The sequence below is a fragment of the Pseudomonas moraviensis subsp. stanleyae genome (genome assembly GCF_036283065.1).
GTDB classification, from domain to species: Bacteria; Pseudomonadota; Gammaproteobacteria; order Pseudomonadales; family Pseudomonadaceae; genus Aquipseudomonas; species Aquipseudomonas stanleyae.
Genome location: NZ_JAADJI010000009.1, coordinates 180,688 through 198,443 on the forward strand (window position 1 = coordinate 180,688; position 17,756 = coordinate 198,443).

General features: G+C 59.3%; 18 protein-coding genes. 9 read left to right on the top strand and 9 right to left on the bottom strand.

Going from position 1 to position 17,756, the window contains the following annotated elements:
- Positions 1-392 precede the first annotated feature (392 nt).
- Positions 393-3,002, top strand: a complete 2,610-nt coding sequence (acnB, locus tag GXB78_RS17800) for a bifunctional aconitate hydratase 2/2-methylisocitrate dehydratase (RefSeq protein WP_329516489.1) — start codon at positions 393-395, stop codon at positions 3,000-3,002.
- Positions 3,003-3,121: 119 nt separating this feature from the next.
- Here acnB and GXB78_RS17805 read toward each other — a convergent pair whose 3' ends face one another.
- The 3 genes from GXB78_RS17805 to GXB78_RS17815 all read right to left on the bottom strand — a co-directional run bounded on the left by GXB78_RS17805 (position 3,122) and on the right by GXB78_RS17815 (position 5,074).
- Entirely contained in the window at positions 3,122-4,402 is a 1,281-nt protein-coding gene (locus tag GXB78_RS17805) for an HAAAP family serine/threonine permease (protein ID WP_329516491.1), read from the bottom strand.
- Positions 4,403-4,658: 256 nt separating this feature from the next.
- Complete coding sequence (locus GXB78_RS17810) at positions 4,659-4,829, bottom strand: hypothetical protein (RefSeq protein WP_178084490.1); 171 nt, start codon at positions 4,827-4,829, stop codon at positions 4,659-4,661.
- 50 nt (positions 4,830-4,879) lie between these two features.
- Complete coding sequence (locus GXB78_RS17815) at positions 4,880-5,074, bottom strand: FtsB/FtsL family cell division protein (RefSeq protein ID WP_329516360.1); 195 nt, start codon at positions 5,072-5,074, stop codon at positions 4,880-4,882.
- A gap of 248 nt (positions 5,075-5,322) precedes the next feature.
- Here GXB78_RS17815 and GXB78_RS17820 point away from each other — a divergent pair, with 248 nt between their 5' ends.
- The 6 genes from GXB78_RS17820 to GXB78_RS17845 all read left to right on the top strand — a co-directional run bounded on the left by GXB78_RS17820 (position 5,323) and on the right by GXB78_RS17845 (position 10,077).
- On the top strand, positions 5,323-5,706 hold the full coding sequence (locus GXB78_RS17820) for a tautomerase family protein (protein WP_329516361.1): 384 nt from the start codon (positions 5,323-5,325) through the stop codon (positions 5,704-5,706).
- 276 nt (positions 5,707-5,982) lie between these two features.
- Complete coding sequence (locus GXB78_RS17825) at positions 5,983-6,465, top strand: DUF4822 domain-containing protein (RefSeq protein ID WP_039763154.1); 483 nt, start codon at positions 5,983-5,985, stop codon at positions 6,463-6,465.
- Positions 6,466-6,479: 14 nt separating this feature from the next.
- Entirely contained in the window at positions 6,480-6,902 is a 423-nt protein-coding gene (locus tag GXB78_RS17830; RefSeq protein ID WP_329516362.1) for a hypothetical protein, read from the top strand.
- A gap of 169 nt (positions 6,903-7,071) precedes the next feature.
- Positions 7,072-8,040, top strand: a complete 969-nt coding sequence (locus tag GXB78_RS17835) for a 2-hydroxyacid dehydrogenase (RefSeq protein WP_329516363.1) — start codon at positions 7,072-7,074, stop codon at positions 8,038-8,040.
- Positions 8,041-8,204: 164 nt separating this feature from the next.
- A complete protein-coding gene (locus tag GXB78_RS17840) occupies positions 8,205-9,272 on the top strand; it encodes a phosphotransferase family protein (protein ID WP_329516364.1) in 1,068 nt (355 codons plus the stop codon).
- Positions 9,273-9,309: 37 nt separating this feature from the next.
- Entirely contained in the window at positions 9,310-10,077 is a 768-nt protein-coding gene (locus GXB78_RS17845) for an SDR family oxidoreductase (protein WP_024013283.1), read from the top strand.
- 1,116 nt (positions 10,078-11,193) lie between these two features.
- Here GXB78_RS17845 and GXB78_RS17850 read toward each other — a convergent pair.
- The 5 genes from GXB78_RS17850 to GXB78_RS17870 form a co-directional block, all read right to left on the bottom strand.
- Positions 11,194-11,451, bottom strand: coding sequence for a DUF1652 domain-containing protein (locus GXB78_RS17850; RefSeq protein WP_329516365.1), 258 nt, complete (start codon positions 11,449-11,451; stop codon positions 11,194-11,196).
- Positions 11,452-11,590: 139 nt separating this feature from the next.
- Positions 11,591-13,087 (bottom strand): helix-turn-helix transcriptional regulator, encoded by a 1,497-nt coding sequence (locus tag GXB78_RS17855; protein ID WP_329516366.1) that lies wholly within the window; start codon positions 13,085-13,087, stop codon positions 11,591-11,593.
- Positions 13,088-13,333: 246 nt separating this feature from the next.
- Positions 13,334-13,708 carry a DUF1428 domain-containing protein gene (locus GXB78_RS17860; protein WP_329516367.1) on the bottom strand — a complete coding sequence of 125 codons (375 nt, stop codon included), beginning with the start codon at positions 13,706-13,708 and terminating at the stop codon, positions 13,334-13,336.
- A 2-nt stretch (positions 13,709-13,710) separates the two neighbouring features.
- A complete protein-coding gene (locus GXB78_RS17865; protein WP_329516368.1) occupies positions 13,711-14,793 on the bottom strand; it encodes a hypothetical protein in 1,083 nt (360 codons plus the stop codon).
- Between the two features lie 49 nt (positions 14,794-14,842).
- Positions 14,843-14,983, bottom strand: a complete 141-nt coding sequence (locus GXB78_RS17870) for a hypothetical protein (RefSeq protein WP_329516369.1) — start codon at positions 14,981-14,983, stop codon at positions 14,843-14,845.
- 89 nt (positions 14,984-15,072) lie between these two features.
- Between GXB78_RS17870 and GXB78_RS17875 the strand changes: the two genes are divergently transcribed.
- A complete protein-coding gene (locus GXB78_RS17875; protein ID WP_041480860.1) occupies positions 15,073-15,354 on the top strand; it encodes a hypothetical protein in 282 nt (93 codons plus the stop codon).
- Between the two features lie 52 nt (positions 15,355-15,406).
- Here the strand turns inward: GXB78_RS17875 and GXB78_RS17880 are convergent, their stop codons facing one another.
- Positions 15,407-15,613 (bottom strand): hypothetical protein, encoded by a 207-nt coding sequence (locus tag GXB78_RS17880; RefSeq protein ID WP_329516371.1) that lies wholly within the window; start codon positions 15,611-15,613, stop codon positions 15,407-15,409.
- A gap of 244 nt (positions 15,614-15,857) precedes the next feature.
- Here GXB78_RS17880 and GXB78_RS17885 point away from each other — a divergent pair, with 244 nt between their 5' ends.
- Positions 15,858-17,612, top strand: coding sequence for an L-lactate permease (locus GXB78_RS17885; RefSeq protein ID WP_329516372.1), 1,755 nt, complete (start codon positions 15,858-15,860; stop codon positions 17,610-17,612).
- Positions 17,613-17,756: the final 144 nt, after the last annotated feature.

Consider the following 17,756-nt stretch of genomic DNA (forward strand, 5'->3'; position numbering starts at 1 on the left):
GCAGGGTCTCGCCAGCGTTGCAGGTTGGCCGCGGCCCGGCTGATTGCCACGAAAGTCCAATAGCACGCGACTTACCTTTAAATTTTTTTTGCCGTAGAATCAGCCAGCCTTTTAAGGCGCCAATGTCCGTTAGAAGCTGTTTTCAAAGCGTCACGAGCACAGTCGTTCCTTCAGAGCGGTGTTGGCGAAGGGTTTTTCCAGCGGGGAAAAGCCCAACGCCAACCCTCATCAGCTCCCCGTTCTGCAGGCGTAAAACTTTGAAAGCAGCTTCTGTAAGGAATGCCCGGTAATTCTGGCTAAGCGGCCCACAACGCCGCGCAGCGCATGAGTACGAGCATTTCGCGACGAGCGTCCCGGACACCCATTTGGGACCACTGATGAGGGTAATAACTGTGCTTGAAGCCTACCGCAAACATATCGAAGAGCGTGCAGCCCTGGGTATCGTTCCCCAGCCGCTTAACGCCGAACAAACAGCAGGCCTGATCGAGCTGCTGAAGAACCCTCCGGCTGGCGAAGAAGCTTTCCTCGTTGACCTGATCACCAATCGCGTACCACCTGGAGTGGACGAAGCCGCCTACGTCAAGGCCGGTTTCCTGTCTGCCCTGGCCAAGGGCGAAGCCACCTCCCCTCTGCTGGACAAGAAACGCGCTGTCGAACTGCTCGGCACCATGCAGGGCGGCTACAACATCGTCACCCTCGTTGAGCTGCTGGACGACGCCGAGCTGGCGCCTGTCGCCGCCGAAGAACTCAAGCACACCCTGCTGATGTTCGATGCCTTCCACGACGTCGCGGAAAAAGCCAAGAACGGCAACGTTCACGCCAAGGCCGTGCTGCAATCCTGGGCTGACGGCGAGTGGTTCAAGAAGCGTCCGGTGCTGGCCGACAAGATCAGCCTGCGCGTGTTCAAGGTCACCGGCGAAACCAACACCGACGACCTGTCGCCAGCACCAGACGCCTGGTCGCGTCCTGATATCCCGCTGCACGCCCTGGCCATGCTGAAAATGGCTCGTGACGGCATCGTTCCGGACGAGCAAGGCAAGACCGGCCCGATGAAGCAGATCGAAGAAATGCGCGGCCAGGGTTTCCCGATCGCCTACGTCGGTGACGTGGTCGGTACCGGTTCCTCGCGTAAATCGGCGACCAACTCGGTGCTGTGGTTCTTCGGCGACGACATCCCTTACGTGCCGAACAAGCGCGCTGGCGGTTTCTGCTTCGGCAGCAAGATCGCTCCAATCTTCTACAACACCATGGAAGATGCCGGCGCACTGCCAATCGAGTTCGACGTATCGAACATGAACATGGGCGATGTAATCGACCTGTACCCGCACGCTGGCAAGGTCTGCAAGCACGGTACCGACGAAGTCATCACCACTTTCGAAATGAAAACCCCGGTGCTGCTGGACGAAGTCCGTGCCGGCGGTCGTATTCCGCTGATCATCGGCCGTGGCCTGACCGAGAAGGCTCGCGCCGAGCTGGGTCTGCCACCGTTCGACCTGTTCAAGAAGCCGGAAGCACCAGCTGAAAGCACCAAGGGCTTCACCCTGGCGCAGAAAATGGTCGGCAAGGCTTGCGGTCTGGCAGAAGGCCAGGGCGTGCGTCCCGGCACCTACTGCGAACCGAAGATGACCACCGTCGGTTCCCAGGACACCACCGGTCCGATGACCCGTGACGAACTGAAAGACCTGGCGTGCCTGGGCTTCTCCGCTGATCTGGTGATGCAGTCGTTCTGCCACACCGCGGCTTATCCGAAGCCGATCGACGTGACCACCCACCACACCCTGCCTGACTTCATCATGACCCGCGGCGGCGTTTCCCTGCGTCCGGGCGACGGCATCATCCACTCGTGGCTGAACCGCATGCTGCTGCCGGACACCGTCGGTACCGGTGGTGACTCGCACACCCGTTTCCCGATGGGCATCTCGTTCCCGGCCGGTTCCGGTCTGGTCGCGTTCGCTGCAGCCACTGGCGTCATGCCGCTGGACATGCCGGAATCTATCCTGGTGCGCTTCAAAGGCAAGATGAAACCTGGCATCACCCTGCGTGACCTGGTTCATGCCATTCCGTACTTCGCTATCCAGAACGGTCTGCTGACCGTCGAGAAGAAAGGCAAGAAAAACGCCTTCTCCGGCCGCATCCTGGAAATCGAAGGCCTGGAAGGTCTGACCCTGGAGCAGGCGTTCGAACTGTCCGACGCCTCGGCCGAACGTTCGGCTGCCGGTTGCACCATCAAGCTGTCGAAAGAGTCGATCACCGAGTACCTACAGTCCAACATCACCCTGCTGCGCTGGATGATCGGCGAAGGCTACGGCGATGCGCGTACCCTGGAACGTCGTGCTCAAGCGATGGAAGCCTGGATCGCCAACCCGGAACTGATGGAAGCCGATGCCGACGCCGAATACGCCGAAGTCATCGAAATCGATCTGGCCGAGATCAACGAGCCTGTACTGTGCGCGCCGAACGATCCGGACGACGCCCGTCTGCTGTCCAGCGTTGCTGGCGAGAAGATCGACGAAGTGTTCATCGGTTCGTGCATGACCAACATCGGTCACTTCCGCGCTGCCGGTAAACTGCTGGATCAGGTCAAGGGTCAGCTGCCAACCCGTCTGTGGCTGTCGCCGCCGACCAAGATGGACGCTCACCAACTGACCGAAGAAGGCTACTACGGCATCTACGGCAAGGCTGGCGCACGCATGGAAATGCCAGGCTGCTCGCTGTGCATGGGTAACCAGGCACGCGTTGAGCCGAACAGCACCGTGGTCTCGACTTCGACCCGTAACTTCCCGAACCGTCTGGGCGACGGCGCGAACGTCTACCTGGCCTCGGCCGAGCTGGCTGCCGTTGCTTCGATCCTGGGTCGCCTGCCGACCGTCGAGGAGTACATGGAATACGCTGGCAAGATCGACAGCATGGCGGCCGATGTCTACCGCTACCTGTCCTTCGACCAGATCGCCGAGTTCCGTGAAGCCGCTGCGAACGCCAACATTCCGGTCGTTCAAGCCTAACGCTGCAAGGCAATAAAAAACGCCGCCCATCGTGAGATGAGCGGCGTTTTTTTATGCCTGCCGAAACCTTGTGGGAGCGAGCCTGCTCGCGATGGCAGGCTCGCAATCGCACAGGTCGGTCAGACAGCCAGCTTGTAAACCAGCGCCGAAATCGCTACCAGCCCTACCGCAGTAACAAACACGTTCGACGCCTGACCGCGATAACGCGCCATCGCCGGCACCTTGCGAATCGCATACATCGGCATCAGGAACAGAATCGCCGCAATTACCGGGCCACCGACGGTTTCAATCATGCCGAGGATGCTCGGGTTCAGGGTAGCGACAATCCAGCAGATCACCAGCATCAACGCTGCGACGATGCGATCCAGCGCCTTGGCGCCCGGACGCTTGCCGCTCTTGACGATCAGACCCTTGAGACCTTCGCTCGCACCGATGTAGTGGCCGAGGAAGGACTTGGAAATCGCCACAAATGCGATCAACGGCGCAGCGAACTCGATGGTCGGGTTGCTGAAGTGGTTCGCGAGGTACGACAGGATCGACAGATTCTGTTCTTTCGCCTCAGCCAGTTGCTCCGGCGACAGGGTCAGTACGCAACTGAATACGAAGAACAGCACCATCAATACCATCAGTGCATGAGCGCGCGCGAGAATCTGCGAGCTGCGCTCTTCAGCGTGTACGCCATAACGGCGCTTCTGATCAACCGCGAACGCCGAGATGATCGGCGAATGGTTGAACGAGAACACCATCACCGTAATCGCCAGCCACAGCGTGTGCAGCAGCGCCGACGGCGCCGGCACTTGCGAGGCCGTGGCGAGGATGCCGCCGTTCCAGTGCGGAATCAGGTACACGGCGAGGAACAGCAGCGCGACGATGAATGGATAGACCATCAGGCTCATGGCCTTGACGATGGCCTGTTCACCGCATCGCACCACGGCCAGCAGGCCGAGTATCAGGACGAACGACAGCAGCGCGCGCGGCGGCGGCGTGATGTGCATTTGGTGTTCGAGGAAACTGGATACCGTGTTGGTCAGGCCGACGCTGTAGATCAGCAGGATCGGGAAGATGGCGAAGAAGTACAGGAGCGTGATCACCGCACCGGCCTTGATGCCGAAATGCTGCTCGACCACTTCGGTGATATCGGCGCCTTCGCGGCCGGACAGCACAAAACGGGTCAGGCCACGGTGGGCGTAGAACGTCATCGGGAACGCCAGCAGCGCGAGAATCACCAGCGGCCAGAAGCCACCCAGCCCTGCGTTGATCGGTAAAAACAGGGTGCCGGCGCCAATGGCCGTCCCAAACAGTCCCAGCATCCAGGTGGTGTCCTGGCGATTCCAGCTCGAAAGTTCAGCGGGTGCTGCTGCATCGAAGCGCTTTTCGAGGCTATTGGCCTGATCATTCATCCGGTCGGATCTCCGCATTCCGGTCACTTGCCACTCGGTCAGGACGCGTCGGAAAAAACCGACAGACATGCTCCGGCCGAAACAGGGGGGCGATTCTCCGTGATAAATCAACGCAAGCAAAGACTTAGCTGAGGAATGGTTGTGCGGAGCAGACTGCTGGGTAGTCGTTTATAGGAAAAACATGGTCGCAATCAGGTATGTCAGATGCCGCATACGGATACGTTTTTGCGATCAGGCCATGCTTCATCTATCGCGCTCAGAGTGATATGCCGAGCATGAATCCCAACAAAATGCAGTACAGCCCGAAACCGAAGAGCAACCAGAGCTTGCCATTCTCTCTTTTATCTCTGTTGCGCACCGTTTCCTCGTATTCCGCGAACTCCCGTTCAATTCGTTCCAGTCTTGCCTTGCGGTCATATGTGCTCATACAGATTTATCCCTTGGATAATGCGCCTGAGTGATCTCAAGCATGAATACTCAAAACTTGAAGAACACGCCTGCGACTGCAGTGATCGCAGTCAACACTCCGCCAAACACCGCAATTGGATAGAGCCTCGTCTCCCTTGATAGCTTCTTCTCCTCGGCCTGAAGCTTTTTCCATTCGGCCACGAGTTTCCGTGATTCATTTTCGAGCCTGTCGAGTTCCAGATTTTCGCGATCGTTATGAAACATTTGCCCTCCTTGGCTGCTGGCGGATTGGGGCCGGCACTCGTATGCACACCGACGGCTCTCGTCATGCCCCTATCATCAAACTTTTCCATTCACACTGACCAGCAGACGCATCTGCCATGCCCGTAGGCAAAATCCTCGAGTCACGTAAGTCCTCTCACACAAGGAATCCGCGATATTCCAGACCAATCACCCGCCAGAACTTTGCCTTTGATCTAACGTGAGAGGAGCCACAATTCAAGGAGGTTGCCATGCCACTGGTTCGCGTCGATATCCAGCAAAACCCCGACCCCACTTTCGCCAGGCGCATCGGCGAACAGATCTACGCCGCCCTGCGCACCTGCATCGATGTGCCCGAGCACGACAATTTTCAGATTCTCAACGAGCACGACGGCCAGCACTTCGTGTATGACCCGCAATACCTTGGCATCCAGCGCAGCGACGGCGTGGTGTTCATCCAGATCACCATCAGCGAAGGCCGCAGCGTGGAGAAGAAACAATTGCTGTTCAAAACCATCGCCGAAGGCCTGCACGCTCGATTCGGCATACGCCTGGAGGATGTGTTCGTCAATCTTCTGGAGGTGAAAAAAGAGAACTGGTCATTCGGTAATGGCGTCGCGCAGTACGTCACTTGATTTGTCAATGCCAGTCCGGCGTATGGCAGCGACGTACATTACTGATTTCCGATCAACATGATCGCGACCTCCTTTACACTTAACTTTCAGAATCTTCCTACAAGAAATTAAAACATTAAGTTCTTTTCCAAATGATGCTCGACTGCCTTGGCAATCAACTTTGTTACGAACAACTACGCAGCCTTGAGAACACTTCATTTATCTGCCTATATTCCCCCCGCCTTACTTCAACGGATCAACTACGCAATCTTACTGATTTGGTAATGAGGATTGAGCATGCATAATCGAGCGAGGAAATATTTACTGTCTGCGATATTGCTGTCGCCAATCGCAGCTGCCAACGCCGACATCCGCGAACTGGCGTCCTCACCGCGCTGGCTGACGACCAAGGTCTACATCGAAGGCGCTTCGCAGACTGACGTGAAGGCCAAATATCCCGGCGTCGTCGGAATATCGACATGGGATCCTGAAACCAATCGTTATGAATTCTTCTACACCGACACGGGTGAGTCCAAATACAACAACGGCGGTGGCGGTTACTTCTTCGTGACCGGGAACCAGCAAAAACATGTTCTGGTACCGGATAAGGGGCCGATCAAAACAGTCGTGAGACGCCTGGAGACGCTGAATAAAAACGAATTCACTTATTCTCGCGAAGTGCCGCGCGACATGATTGAAGGCAATCCGCCCGTACGCATACATGTGGTCCATGCGCCCTATACCGGTACCGTGAAAACCAAGTCTGCCGTGCCACAATAAAGCTGGAGTTCGATATGAAAAAGACATTGAAGTCACTGCTGATGTCAGCATTCCTGATGTCCGCAGGCTTGCTCGGTTTCAGCAGTGCGCAAGCGACAACGGCTGAGACAAAGAATGCCGTCACGGACAACACCATGATGCTGACCGTGTTCCTTAAACATGACCAATCCCGACCGCTCAGCGAGCTCAAGGCCCAGCTTGCCCAACAAGGTTTCTATAAAACCTTCCCACCTGCCGGGGTCGAAGTGGTGAGCTGGAACATCGTGATGGGCATCGGTCAGGTCGTCACCGTGCGTTTTCCTGCGTCCAGGCTCGCGGAAGTGAATCTGGCGCTGGAAAATACCGCGTGGGGCAGTTACCGCACCGAGTTCTATCCCACCTATGATTTCAAGCCGATCGCCCTTGCCGAACAGAGCAAAGCGCGGGCAGCACAATGACATCGCCCGCACACCGGTTCACCGGTGTGCGGGCGTTCTTGCTTCTTGCGCGAAGCCGTCCAGAATCCAAGTACCACTGCGCGAATGCAACGATTGCCAAGCCGCTGCGGATTCAGCACTCTGAGTCGACTTTCGCGACCCACCCGCCGCCAATCACAGGAGCCGCGCAATGCCCGCAACCGTTCTGGTACTGGTTGAAACGATCAATGACTATCTGCCGATTCTCGAACATCAGGGATTCCACCTGATCCTTGCACCAACGCCTGCCGAACGGGCGCAAGCCATCGTTACCCATGGCAGTCGCATCGATGCCGTGCTCACTCGCGGCCCGCTGGGGCTGACCGCCGACGAGATCAGCGCCCTGCCCGCCTTGAAGATCATCACGGTGATCGGTGCCGGGTACGAACAGGTCGACCTGCAAGCGGCCAGTGACCGTGGCATCACCGTCACCAATGGCGCCGGGGTCAACGCCTCGTCGGTGGCCGATCATGCGATGGCACTGCTGCTGGCACTGGTCCGTGATATCCCGCGCTGCGATGCTGCGGTACGCCGCGGTGAATGGCCGAAAATCATGCGCCCTTCACTGGCGGGCAAGCGCTTGGGCATCCTCGGGCTGGGCGCGGTGGGCATGGCTGTCGCCAAACGCGCTGAACTGGGTTTCGACATGCAGATCAGCTACCACAACCGCCAGGTGCGCAGCGACGTTTCCTATGCATTCTGCTCGACACCGACCGATCTGGCTCGAGCCTCGGATTTTCTGGTGGTCGCCACGCCCGGCGGGATCGGCACGCATAATCTGGTGACGCGAGCGGTACTCGATGCGCTCGGACCGAATGGATTCATCGTCAACATCGCCCGGGCCAGCGTTATCGCTACGGCGGATCTGATCACCGCACTGGAACAGCGGCGCATCGCCGGTGCCGCACTGGATGTGTTCGATCACGAACCGGAAGTGCCCGACGCCCTGAAAAGCCTCAGCAACGTCGTGCTGACTCCACACGTCGCCGGACTCTCCCCCGAAGCCACACAAGGCACGGTTGAGCTGGTGGGGAAGAATCTGATGGCGTTTTTCTCCGGCCAACCGGTGCTGACTCCCGTCGCCCTGCCGCCGAAACTGAGTAACCAGCGCGTGCATTAATCTGCACGGCGCCCTCGTTCTGCGCCGCTCCCTCGCCCCATTCTCAAAGTTGATTATCCGGCAACACGCTAACCTATAAGACCGAGCCGCGCTTGTGAGCATCCGAGCGCGCCATTAGATTAGCCAATGATGTCTGGCCTCCAAAATAAGCAGAAGGGATAAGCATGGCGCTTACTGACCAGTCCACCCGGATCCGCTCTGGCGAAGAACTCGATGCCAGCCTGATCGATCCGTACCTCAAGGCGCACATCCCCGGCCTGACCGGCAGCCCGCAGATCAGCCAGTTTCCCGGCGGTGCGTCGAACCTGACCTACCTGCTGGAATATCCGGAACAGGAGTTCGTCCTGCGTCGCCCGCCGTTCGGCCACAAAGCCAAATCCGCCCACGACATGGGCCGGGAATTCCGCATTCTCAACCAGCTGCGCGACGGCTTTCCGTATTGCCCGAAGGCCTACGTGCATTGCACCGACGAAGCCGTCATCGGTGCCGAGTTCTACGTGATGGAACGGGTCAAGGGCATCATCCTGCGCGCCGAACTGCCGCCGGAGCTGGGCCTCGATTCGGCGAAGACCGAAGCGCTGTGCAAAAGCTTCATCGACCGTTTCGTTGAACTGCACCGGGTCGATTACAACGCCTGCGGCCTCGGCGACCTGGGCAAGCCCGAAGGCTACGTCGCGCGGCAGATCAAAGGCTGGAGCGAGCGTTACGAGAAAGCCCTGACCCCGGATGCGCCGCACTGGGAAGCGGTGAAAGCCTGGCTCAACGACAAGATGCCGGCCGACCACCCGACGTCAAGCATCGTGCACAACGACTATCGTTTCGACAACGTCATCCTCGACCCGGACAACCCGATGCAGATCATCGGCGTGCTCGACTGGGAACTGACCACCCTCGGCGACCCCCTGATGGACCTGGGCAACACCCTCGCCTACTGGATCGAAGCCGGTGACCCGGCACCCGTGCAACTGATGCGCCGCCAGCCAAGCCACGCACCGGGCATGCTGACCCGCCGCGAATTCGTCGACTACTACGCCGAGCGCTCAGGCATCCGCATCGACAATTTCGATTTCTACTACACCTACGGCCTGTTCCGCCTGGCCGGCATCGTGCAGCAGATCTATTACCGCTTCTACCATGGCCAGACCCAGGACAAACGCTTCGCGCAGTTCATTCACATGAACAAACTGCTGGAGCAGATGAGCCTGCAGGTCATCCAGAAATCCAGCCTCTGATCCGGGCCGATAACAAGACTTTTCACAAGGGAATCCCATGTCCAAGACTCAGTTGTTCGACCTCGACGGCAAAATCGCTTTCGTCTCCGGCGCCAGCCGCGGCATCGGCGAAGCCATTGCCAAACTGCTCGCCCAGCAAGGCGCCCACGTGATCGTCTCGAGCCGCAAGCTCGAAGGCTGCCAACACGTCGCCGACGCAATTACCGCCGCCGGCGGCAAGGCAACAGCCGTAGCCTGCCACATCGGTGAGATGGAACAGATCAGCCAGGTCTTCGCCGGGATCAAGGAACAGTTCGGCCGCCTCGACATCCTGGTCAACAACGCCGCGACCAACCCGCAATTCTGCAACGTGCTCGACACCGATCTGGGTGCGTTCCAGAAGACCGTCGACGTCAACATTCGCGGCTATTTCTTCATGTCGGTGGAAGCCGGCAAGCTGATGCGCGAAAACGGTGGCGGCAGCATCATCAACGTCGCCTCGATCAACGGCATCTCACCGGGGATTTTCCAGGGCATCTATTCGGTGACCAAAGCAGCGGTCATCAACATGACCAAGGTCTTCGCCAAGGAATGCGCGCAATTCGGCATCCGCTGCAACGCCCTGCTCCCCGGCCTGACCGACACCAAATTCGCCTCGGCACTGGTGAAAAACGACGCGATTCTCAAACAGGCGCTGACCCAGATCCCGCTCAAGCGCGTCGCCGACCCAAGCGAAATGGCTGGCGCGGTACTGTACCTGGCCAGCGATGCGTCGAGCTACACCACCGGCGTGGCACTGAATGTGGATGGCGGATTCCTGTCCTGATATCCATGGCAGATTGCTGACCCGTGTGGGAGCGAGCCTGCTCGCGAAGGCGTTGTGTCAGTCAGCCATGTTTTGACTGATACCACGCATTCGCGAGCAGGCTCGCTCCCACAGGTTCGGTGCATGGCTCCAGGCTTCCGGCGCCCGAGAAATCGGCCGTGTTATTGGGTTATGCAACGGGTAGTGGTGATTTGGCGTGTCACTTGCCCGTCCAGATACATATCCCCGACAACCTCAGTATTCTCCAGCACCTCACAGCGCCGTTCCGGCGGTGGCGGCGGCGCGACAGGCGCAGGCGGTGGAGGACTGGCACAACCGGCCAACAACACTGCAAGAACAGCCAAAGGCAATACGCGTTTCCCAGGATTATTCATAGGACGACCCGCGGTAATGGAAGACAAACTCCCGCACACCAACCAGCCGCGGAAGACCTGACCACTCATTCTTTATAGCTGAGCGCATTGTTAGCGCCAGTGGATGGGGGTGACTGGGCGGGATTGGCTGTCGGTTTTGCGCGGATTATCCAGAAGAGTCTGGATTGAGATTATCGTAATCAGCGAGGGCCTCATCGCGAGCAGGCTCGCTCCCACAGAAAAGCAAAAGCAAAAGATCGCAGCCTTCGGCAGCTCCTACAGTTGGATCGCGTGAATGCGATAGTAATTCGTTGACCAGCAGGCCGCCTTCGCGAGCAGGCTCGCTCCCGCACAAAGATCAAAAGATCGCAGCCTTCGGCAGCTCCTACACACGATGAGCGTTAGCTCGAGTTCTGCTTTTGATCTCGGAGCCCGTCGGCAGGCTGAGCGGAGTGATTGATCCGGGCGTGGGAGCGCAGCGACCGTACGACGCAGTCGTACACAGCGGGAGGAGGTGCAGCGAAGCAAACCGGAGACGCTGCGCCCGGATCAATCCCGCAGCGAAGGAACCCCGAGCCCCAGCGAGCGGGCCGAACGTCAGGGCAAAGCGTTTTGGTTACTTTTGGCTGGGCCGGCATTCCGGCGTCTGCAAAAGTGACCCGCTGTAAGAGCGGAACCGCCATCCGCAACACCCAAAAAAACGGATATACACCCAAAACCCCAAGAGCATGGCCGGCCCAAAGGCCGCCAAGATCAAAGCGCGCTAAGCCAGATCAGAATCCCGCGACGAGCGCAAGGAATTGCTCTCAAGCTCATACCGCAACTCACCCACCAACCCCTCAACCGCCTCCGGCGTACGCAGCGAAGCCAGATCCAGCCCACTGATCACCAGATCCACCTGCCCTGAATCCGGGTGATACAACTTGACCGTCAGCGAATGATCACCATCCACCGAACACTCACAAGCCAGCGGCGCAAAACTGTGCTCGAGCCGAGCGCGCAACTGCGCAAGATTCATCATTGACGTTGTTCCTATGACTGCTTCAAAAGGGGCACGATCGCAGGTCCGAAATGGCCCACACCGCACTCCACCAGCCTAAGAACACAACGCCTTGACCAATACATGAATTTGCACCCTTGTAACTAGTGCATTTGCACCCTCAGCGCTGTCCCTTGGTACCCCACTCTCCCGAAAACAAACCACGCTCCCGAGCCCAGACAATCGCTTCACTGCGGCTGTGCACATCAAGCTTCGAATATACCGTGGCGACATGATTACGCACGGTATTGGGCGCCAGCTTCAACCGCGCCGCGATCTCCTTGTCCGCCAGACCTTCGCAGATCAACCCCAGCACATCCCGCTCACGGGCCGTCAGGTCAGTGAACGAGGCGCTGGGCAGCTGCGGTGAGTTGATCTTCTTCACATTGGCCAGCTTCTCGATCAGCGTGCGGCTGAACCACGAAGCATCTTTCATCACCTCTTCAATCGCCGCGACCAACTCAAGCTCGGTGCGCTTGCGCTCGGTCATGTCCATCAGCACCAGCAGATAGCAGGACGTGTCGTGAATGTTCACGGTGTCGGCCGACACCGCGCATTCCAGCAACTCCTCGTCCTTCTTGCGCACCGGCACGTCGACGCGATCGACCCGACCATTCTTTGCCAGCGCCGACAACAATCGCGTGCGCGCGCCGTCATCGTGAATGAAGCTCAACTGCGTGACAGTCTTGCCGAGCACCTCGTCACTGTCGTAAGCCAGGGTATCGAGGAACGCCTGATTGACGTCGATGACCTCCTGCTTGTCAGCCGTGCAAATCAGAATCGGCACCGGGGTAAGACGAAAAGCCTTGGCGAAGCGCTCCTCACTCTGCCGCAGCGCTACTTCAACCCGACGGCGCGGCTCCATGTCGACAAAGGAAAACAGCATGCAGTTCTCGTCGTTGAGCAGCAACGGTTGCCCGGCGACGATCACCTGTTTGCTGCCCCCATCCGGCAGGCGCAGTTCGGCCTGCATCTGCGGAATGGTCGCGACATCGCGCAAGCGCTGAACCGCCAGATCGCGTTGGTCGGCCTGTTCGAAGATGTCGATTTCATAGGCCGAGGTGCCGATCACCTGATCACGGGTATAGCCGGTCATCTCGAGAAAACCCGGATTGACCTTGATGTAACGCAAATCGCTGAGCCGGCAGATCACCGCCGGCGCGGGGTTGGCGTTGAAGGTTTTTTCAAAGCGCAGCTCGGCGTTGGCCCAGTCGGTGACATCGCTCATGATCAGCACCAGCGACTCGGGCTGCCCCACGCGATCGGTCAGCACCATGCTGCGCACACTGTGCACCCAGACACGGTCCGGATCGTCCACGGGCGAGATCTCGATCAACACATCATTGAACGCCTCACTGCGTGCCACGCGGCTGATCGGATAGTTCTCCGGCGGCAACACATGATTATTGCGATAGCGCAGCGTGAAGCGCTTGGCGTACTCGTCGGCATTGCTGCCCAGATCACCGATGGTGCTGACGCCGTGCATGGTCAACGCCGCTTCGTTGGCCCAAAGGATGCTTTTGTCGAGTTCCAGCAGAATCACCCCGTCCGACAGCCCGGCGATGATCTGCTGCAACTGGCGACGGTTGGTTTCGGTAGTCAGGACTTCCTGGCTCATTGGATCTCCACACTGTGATGCGGCTAGGTGAAGAGTACGACCGCGGCGGCTCGGGATCGTGCGACAGCTTCAAAATCGCCAAAAAACCCCTGTGGGAGCGAGCCTGCTCGCGATGCGGCGGATCATTCAAACCATCCGTTGACTGCCCCACCGCATTCGCGAGCAGGCTCACTCCCACGCTTGAAATGCATCCTTGCGCAGAACCTGCGCCTCAAACGACGAGTGTGGGCTCCCATCTGCGCCAGATCACTTGCGCCGTGCACCGACCGCATCGTCGAGCAGGTTTTTGAAACCGCCGAAAATCATCCGCTGGCCGTCAAATCCCATCGGGTTGACGTCCGCTTGCATGCGCGGGTCTTCCATCATTTTCGCCATACCGGCGTCGCGGGTGGCCTTGTCCGGCCAGATCAGCCAGCCGGACGACACGGTCTCGCCCTCCTTGAGTTTGACCGCCAGCGGGAATGAGGTGAGCTTGCCCTGCGGCACGTCATCCCCCCAGCACTGGACGACATCAACGGCGCCATATTCCTTGAACAGCCGGGCGGCGATCTCACAGTGCTTTTTGTACTGGTCACGATTGGCGTCAGGCACAGGCGCCACGAAGATATCGATGTAAGCCATGTTCATTCTCCTTGCAGGTCGGGTTCGATCTGCTGACTGGTCGATTGCGGCGGGCGCCATTCGACACGATTTATCCCAAGCCCGACCGGCGGCTCTTCATTCGCGCTCAAATTGCCCTCGACCTGCCCGGCCATGTGCAGTGTTCCCGCCATCACGCCCGTGGTCGGATTCTGCAGCAGCTTCAGCCACGCCTTGTCGAAGGTGTTGCCCAGGCTGCTGCGAATCAGCGCTTCGCTGTCGGGGCGGTCGTTGGCCTGGATGATCGCGCGAATGCCGGCCACACCGACGGAAATCATCGCCCCCGCCAGTTTGCCCGCCGCTGCCGCCACCGCACTGGCGGCGCCGCGCGGGGCCATCTCGGCTTCGATGCGTTGGCTGGCGCGCTTGGCCACCGGGGCCATCGCTGCGTCGGTGGAGGAAATGCCCTTGGCGCCGCCGTCGCTGTGGATCTTGTCGATCAGCGCGGCGTACGCCGGCAGGGTGTTCAGCGGCTCGGTGTTGATGACTTTGAACAACGAAGCATCCCGCGCCGGCGGTGGGCCGAGGGCGATGGCCGGGATCTTCTGCAAGCGCCCGTTGAGCTGCGCGATCGGCACGCCGTGACGCTGGCCGATGAGCGGCAACTGCTGCGCCATCAACTGCGCGTAGAACGCCGTGGCCTGCGCCAGGATCGCGTCCGGATCGATCTCCACTGCCACCGGCGCGAGAACTTTTTCCTGATATTGCTCAAGCAGATACGCCGCCAACCGTTTCGCCGAAGCGTCCTGTTCGCCGCCGGCGCTGATCGTGTACCAACTGACCTTCATCGACAGCCATTCCTGGGTCCAGTAGCTGCTGAACCACGGGATGAAATTTTCTTCAGTTTGCTGATAGATCCGCGTGCGCCAATGTTCCATCGAGCCACGGGCGAACAGCTTGACCTGCTCGGTGGCCTGCTGCGAGGCGCTGAGGATTTCGCGGTCGATCTGCCGCCAGGTCTGCGCCGATACCGGCACGGCTTGCGGCGCACTTACCGGCGCCCGCGCCGAGGTGGCACAGCCGGCCAGCAGAAACAGTGCGGCAACGACCAGCGCGCGCGGGTTCACGGTGGTGGTTCCTTTGGCTTGGGGAGGTGCAGGTTTGAGTATAGGTGGGTCAGTCGATTTCGATGCTGAAGGTTCCGGCCTCTTCGCGAGCAGGCTCGCTGCCACATTTGAAATGTGTTGCACCTGTGGGAGCGAGCCTGCTCGCGAAGGCGCCATCAGCAGCACCACAAACCTCAACCATCACCAGCATCGATATCCACCATCGCCACGATTGCCTTCCGCCCGCCCTTGATGAAAGGCACGATTGGCACATCCGACACACAACGAGGCGTTCACATCATGATCCACACCCAAGTCACCCTCTCCGTGAGTTTCCCGGTGTTCGGCAGCAACTATTACCAACAGCATGTCGTGCCGCGCAAGGCGCAGACACTGGTGTTCAACGAAGACTTCGACGATCTGCTGATGCCCGCCGCGAGCAATCATTTCAGCAATGAAGTGGTCGGCCTCAACGATCAGTTCCGTTTTCTGAGCGACATACTCGCCACCCACTTGCTCGATCACGAGGCCTCGGTGCCTGCGCGATCCCGCGTCCAGGCGAACGCTCGTTTTTTCAACTGAGGGCTGATGCACAGAGGGCGCTCCTTGTCGGGAACGCCCTCTGCTCATTCAGTCAGTCATCATCGCGATCACGGTAATAACGACGGCCATCGCGGCGGTCGTCATCGCGGTCGTCCCAGCGCCGGCCATGGTCGTAATAGCGGCCATGGTCGCGGTCGTAATGCCGGCCATGCCGGTGGTCATCATCAAAATCCGCAATGCAGCCGCTGAGCAATACCGCGGCGGTCACAGTGAGCAGCATGGTTGTCGCTTGCTTCATTCAACACTTCCCTAAAACCCAAGGTCTTGACGACGGAAATCGCCACGCTGCCCGCGTCTTCAGGACGCAGTGCGCGCAGCCGCAAATACGACCGGGCAAAAGCGCGTTGATTCACTGGCCACTATCGACCGTTGGTCGGCCCGTTCGCCACGGCCGAACAGCGGCGTAATGCCACCTATACTGCTTGCAACCAACCCCCATGCAATGGATCTGCACCCTCAATAACAACAAGCAGAGGTGGACCATGGTCTGGCAGCAAATCTACGACCCGTTCGGCAACCCGGTGCTTTCCACGCTGATGGCCGCGGTGCCGGTGGTGGTGATGCTCGCGGCGCTGGCGTTCTTTCACGTCAAGGCGCATCTGGCAGCATTGCTGGCACTGGCGTCCGCCCTGCTGATCTCGATCTTCGCCTTCGACATGCCAGCGGGCATGGCCGGTTCTGCAGCACTGTTCGGCGCGGCGAATGGCTTGCTGCCGATTGGCTGGATCGTCCTCAACATCATCTTCCTGCATCGCCTGACCACCGAAAACGGTTCGTTCAAAGTGCTGCAGGATTCCCTCGCACGAATTACTGATGACCGGCGTTTGCAACTGCTACTGATCGCCTTCTGCTTCGGTGCGTTCTTCGAAGGGGCGGCAGGCTTCGGCACGCCGGTGGCGGTGACCGGGGCGATCCTGATTGGCCTGGGCTTTTCGCCATTGGCCGCATCCGGTCTGGCACTGATCGCCAACACCGCACCAGTGGCTTTCGGCGCGCTGGGCACGCCGATCATCACCCTGGCCAAAGTCACCGGGCTGGATGAGATGGAGCTGTCGATGATGGTCGGTCGGCAGTTGCCGTTCTTCTCGGTGCTGGTGCCGTTCTGGTTGATCTGGGCGTTTGCCGGATGGCGCAAGATGCTTGAGGTGTGGCCGGCGATTCTGGTGGCCGGGGTGAGTTTCGCCATCCCGCAATTTCTCGTCTCGAACTACCACGGGCCGATGCTGGTTGACGTGATCGCCGCGCTGATTTCCATGGCCTGTCTGACGCTGTTTCTCAAGGTGTGGAAACCGGCGTCCATCCATACTTCGGCAGCGCTGTCCGGTCGCGTCGACAACTCCAGGGTCGATGAAGAAACAGTCACCGCCAGCGCCGCGTTCAGCGATCAGGCGCGCCCGGCAGTGATGCGTGCGTGGATGCCGTGGATCATTCTCACGGTGTTCGTGTTTGCCTGGGGCACGCAGGGCTTCAAGAACATGTTCGACACGCGCCCGGTGATCGATCCGGTCACGCAATCGGCCAAGCTCGACCCGCAAGGCAAACCGGTGCGTGAGGCCAATCCGATCTTCGCCCCGGCAGTGACTTTCACCAGCCTGCACTTGCAGATCGAAAAAGTCCCGCCAGTTGTTGCGGCGCCGAAAGCCGAGGAAGCGGTGTACAAGTTCACCTGGCTGACCGCGACCGGCAGCGGGATTCTGCTGGCGGCGATTGTCGGCGGCTTGCTGATGGGCTATTCGATCCCGCAACTGATCAAGCAATACCTGCGCACGCTGTGGGTGGTGCGCTTTTCCCTGATCACCATTGCGGCGATGCTGGCGCTGGGGTTCCTCACCCGGTATTCCGGGCTGGATGCGACCATGGGCCTGGCGTTCGCGGCGACGGGGATTTTCTATCCGATGTTCGGCACTTTGCTCGGCTGGCTGGGAGTGGCGCTGACCGGCTCGGATACCGCTTCGAACGTACTGTTTGGCGGCTTGCAACGGGTGACCTCGGAACAACTGGGCATCAGTCCGGTTTTGATGGCCGCGGCGAACAGTTCCGGTGGGGTAATGGGCAAAATGGTCGATGCGCAGTCGATCGTCGTTGCGTCCACCGCGACCCGTTGGTACGGGCATGAGGGCGAGATTCTGCGTTACGTGTTCTTCCATTCGATCGTGCTGGCGATCCTCGTCGGCGGGCTGGTGACATTGCAGGCGTATGTCGCGCCGTTTACGTCGATGGTGGTGGGTGGGCCATAACTGAGAAACATATCTCCACAGTGGGAGCGAGCCTGCTCGCGAAGAGGTCGGTACATCCAGCAGCGGCTGGGTCTGACCCGACGCTTTCGCGAGCAGGCTCGCTCCCACAGTTCAATTGATGAGCTCAACGCATAACTCTATAGC

Bases quoted from the DNA above. Each gene is read 5' to 3' on its own strand.
- GXB78_RS17820 (WP_329516361.1), top strand. From the start codon at position 5,323: ATGCCACTGGTTCGCGTCGATATCCAGCAAAACCCCGACCCCACTTTC.
- GXB78_RS17885 (WP_329516372.1), top strand. From the start codon at position 15,858: ATGGTCTGGCAGCAAATCTACGACCCGTTCGGCAACCCGGTGCTTTCC.
- GXB78_RS17875 (WP_041480860.1), top strand. From the start codon at position 15,073: ATGATCCACACCCAAGTCACCCTCTCCGTGAGTTTCCCGGTGTTCGGC.
- GXB78_RS17835 (WP_329516363.1), top strand. From the start codon at position 7,072: ATGCCCGCAACCGTTCTGGTACTGGTTGAAACGATCAATGACTATCTG.
- GXB78_RS17815 (WP_329516360.1), bottom strand. From the start codon at position 5,074: ATGTTTCATAACGATCGCGAAAATCTGGAACTCGACAGGCTCGAAAAT.
- GXB78_RS17855 (WP_329516366.1), bottom strand. From the start codon at position 13,087: ATGAGCCAGGAAGTCCTGACTACCGAAACCAACCGTCGCCAGTTGCAG.
- GXB78_RS17860 (WP_329516367.1), bottom strand. From the start codon at position 13,708: ATGGCTTACATCGATATCTTCGTGGCGCCTGTGCCTGACGCCAATCGT.
- GXB78_RS17850 (WP_329516365.1), bottom strand. From the start codon at position 11,451: ATGATGAATCTTGCGCAGTTGCGCGCTCGGCTCGAGCACAGTTTTGCG.
- GXB78_RS17825 (WP_039763154.1), top strand. From the start codon at position 5,983: ATGCATAATCGAGCGAGGAAATATTTACTGTCTGCGATATTGCTGTCG.
- GXB78_RS17840 (WP_329516364.1), top strand. From the start codon at position 8,205: ATGGCGCTTACTGACCAGTCCACCCGGATCCGCTCTGGCGAAGAACTC.
- GXB78_RS17805 (WP_329516491.1), bottom strand. From the start codon at position 4,402: ATGAATGATCAGGCCAATAGCCTCGAAAAGCGCTTCGATGCAGCAGCA.
- GXB78_RS17810 (WP_178084490.1), bottom strand. From the start codon at position 4,829: ATGAGCACATATGACCGCAAGGCAAGACTGGAACGAATTGAACGGGAG.
- GXB78_RS17880 (WP_329516371.1), bottom strand. From the start codon at position 15,613: ATGAAGCAAGCGACAACCATGCTGCTCACTGTGACCGCCGCGGTATTG.
- GXB78_RS17830 (WP_329516362.1), top strand. From the start codon at position 6,480: ATGAAAAAGACATTGAAGTCACTGCTGATGTCAGCATTCCTGATGTCC.
- GXB78_RS17870 (WP_329516369.1), bottom strand. From the start codon at position 14,983: ATGCTGGTGATGGTTGAGGTTTGTGGTGCTGCTGATGGCGCCTTCGCG.
- GXB78_RS17845 (WP_024013283.1), top strand. From the start codon at position 9,310: ATGTCCAAGACTCAGTTGTTCGACCTCGACGGCAAAATCGCTTTCGTC.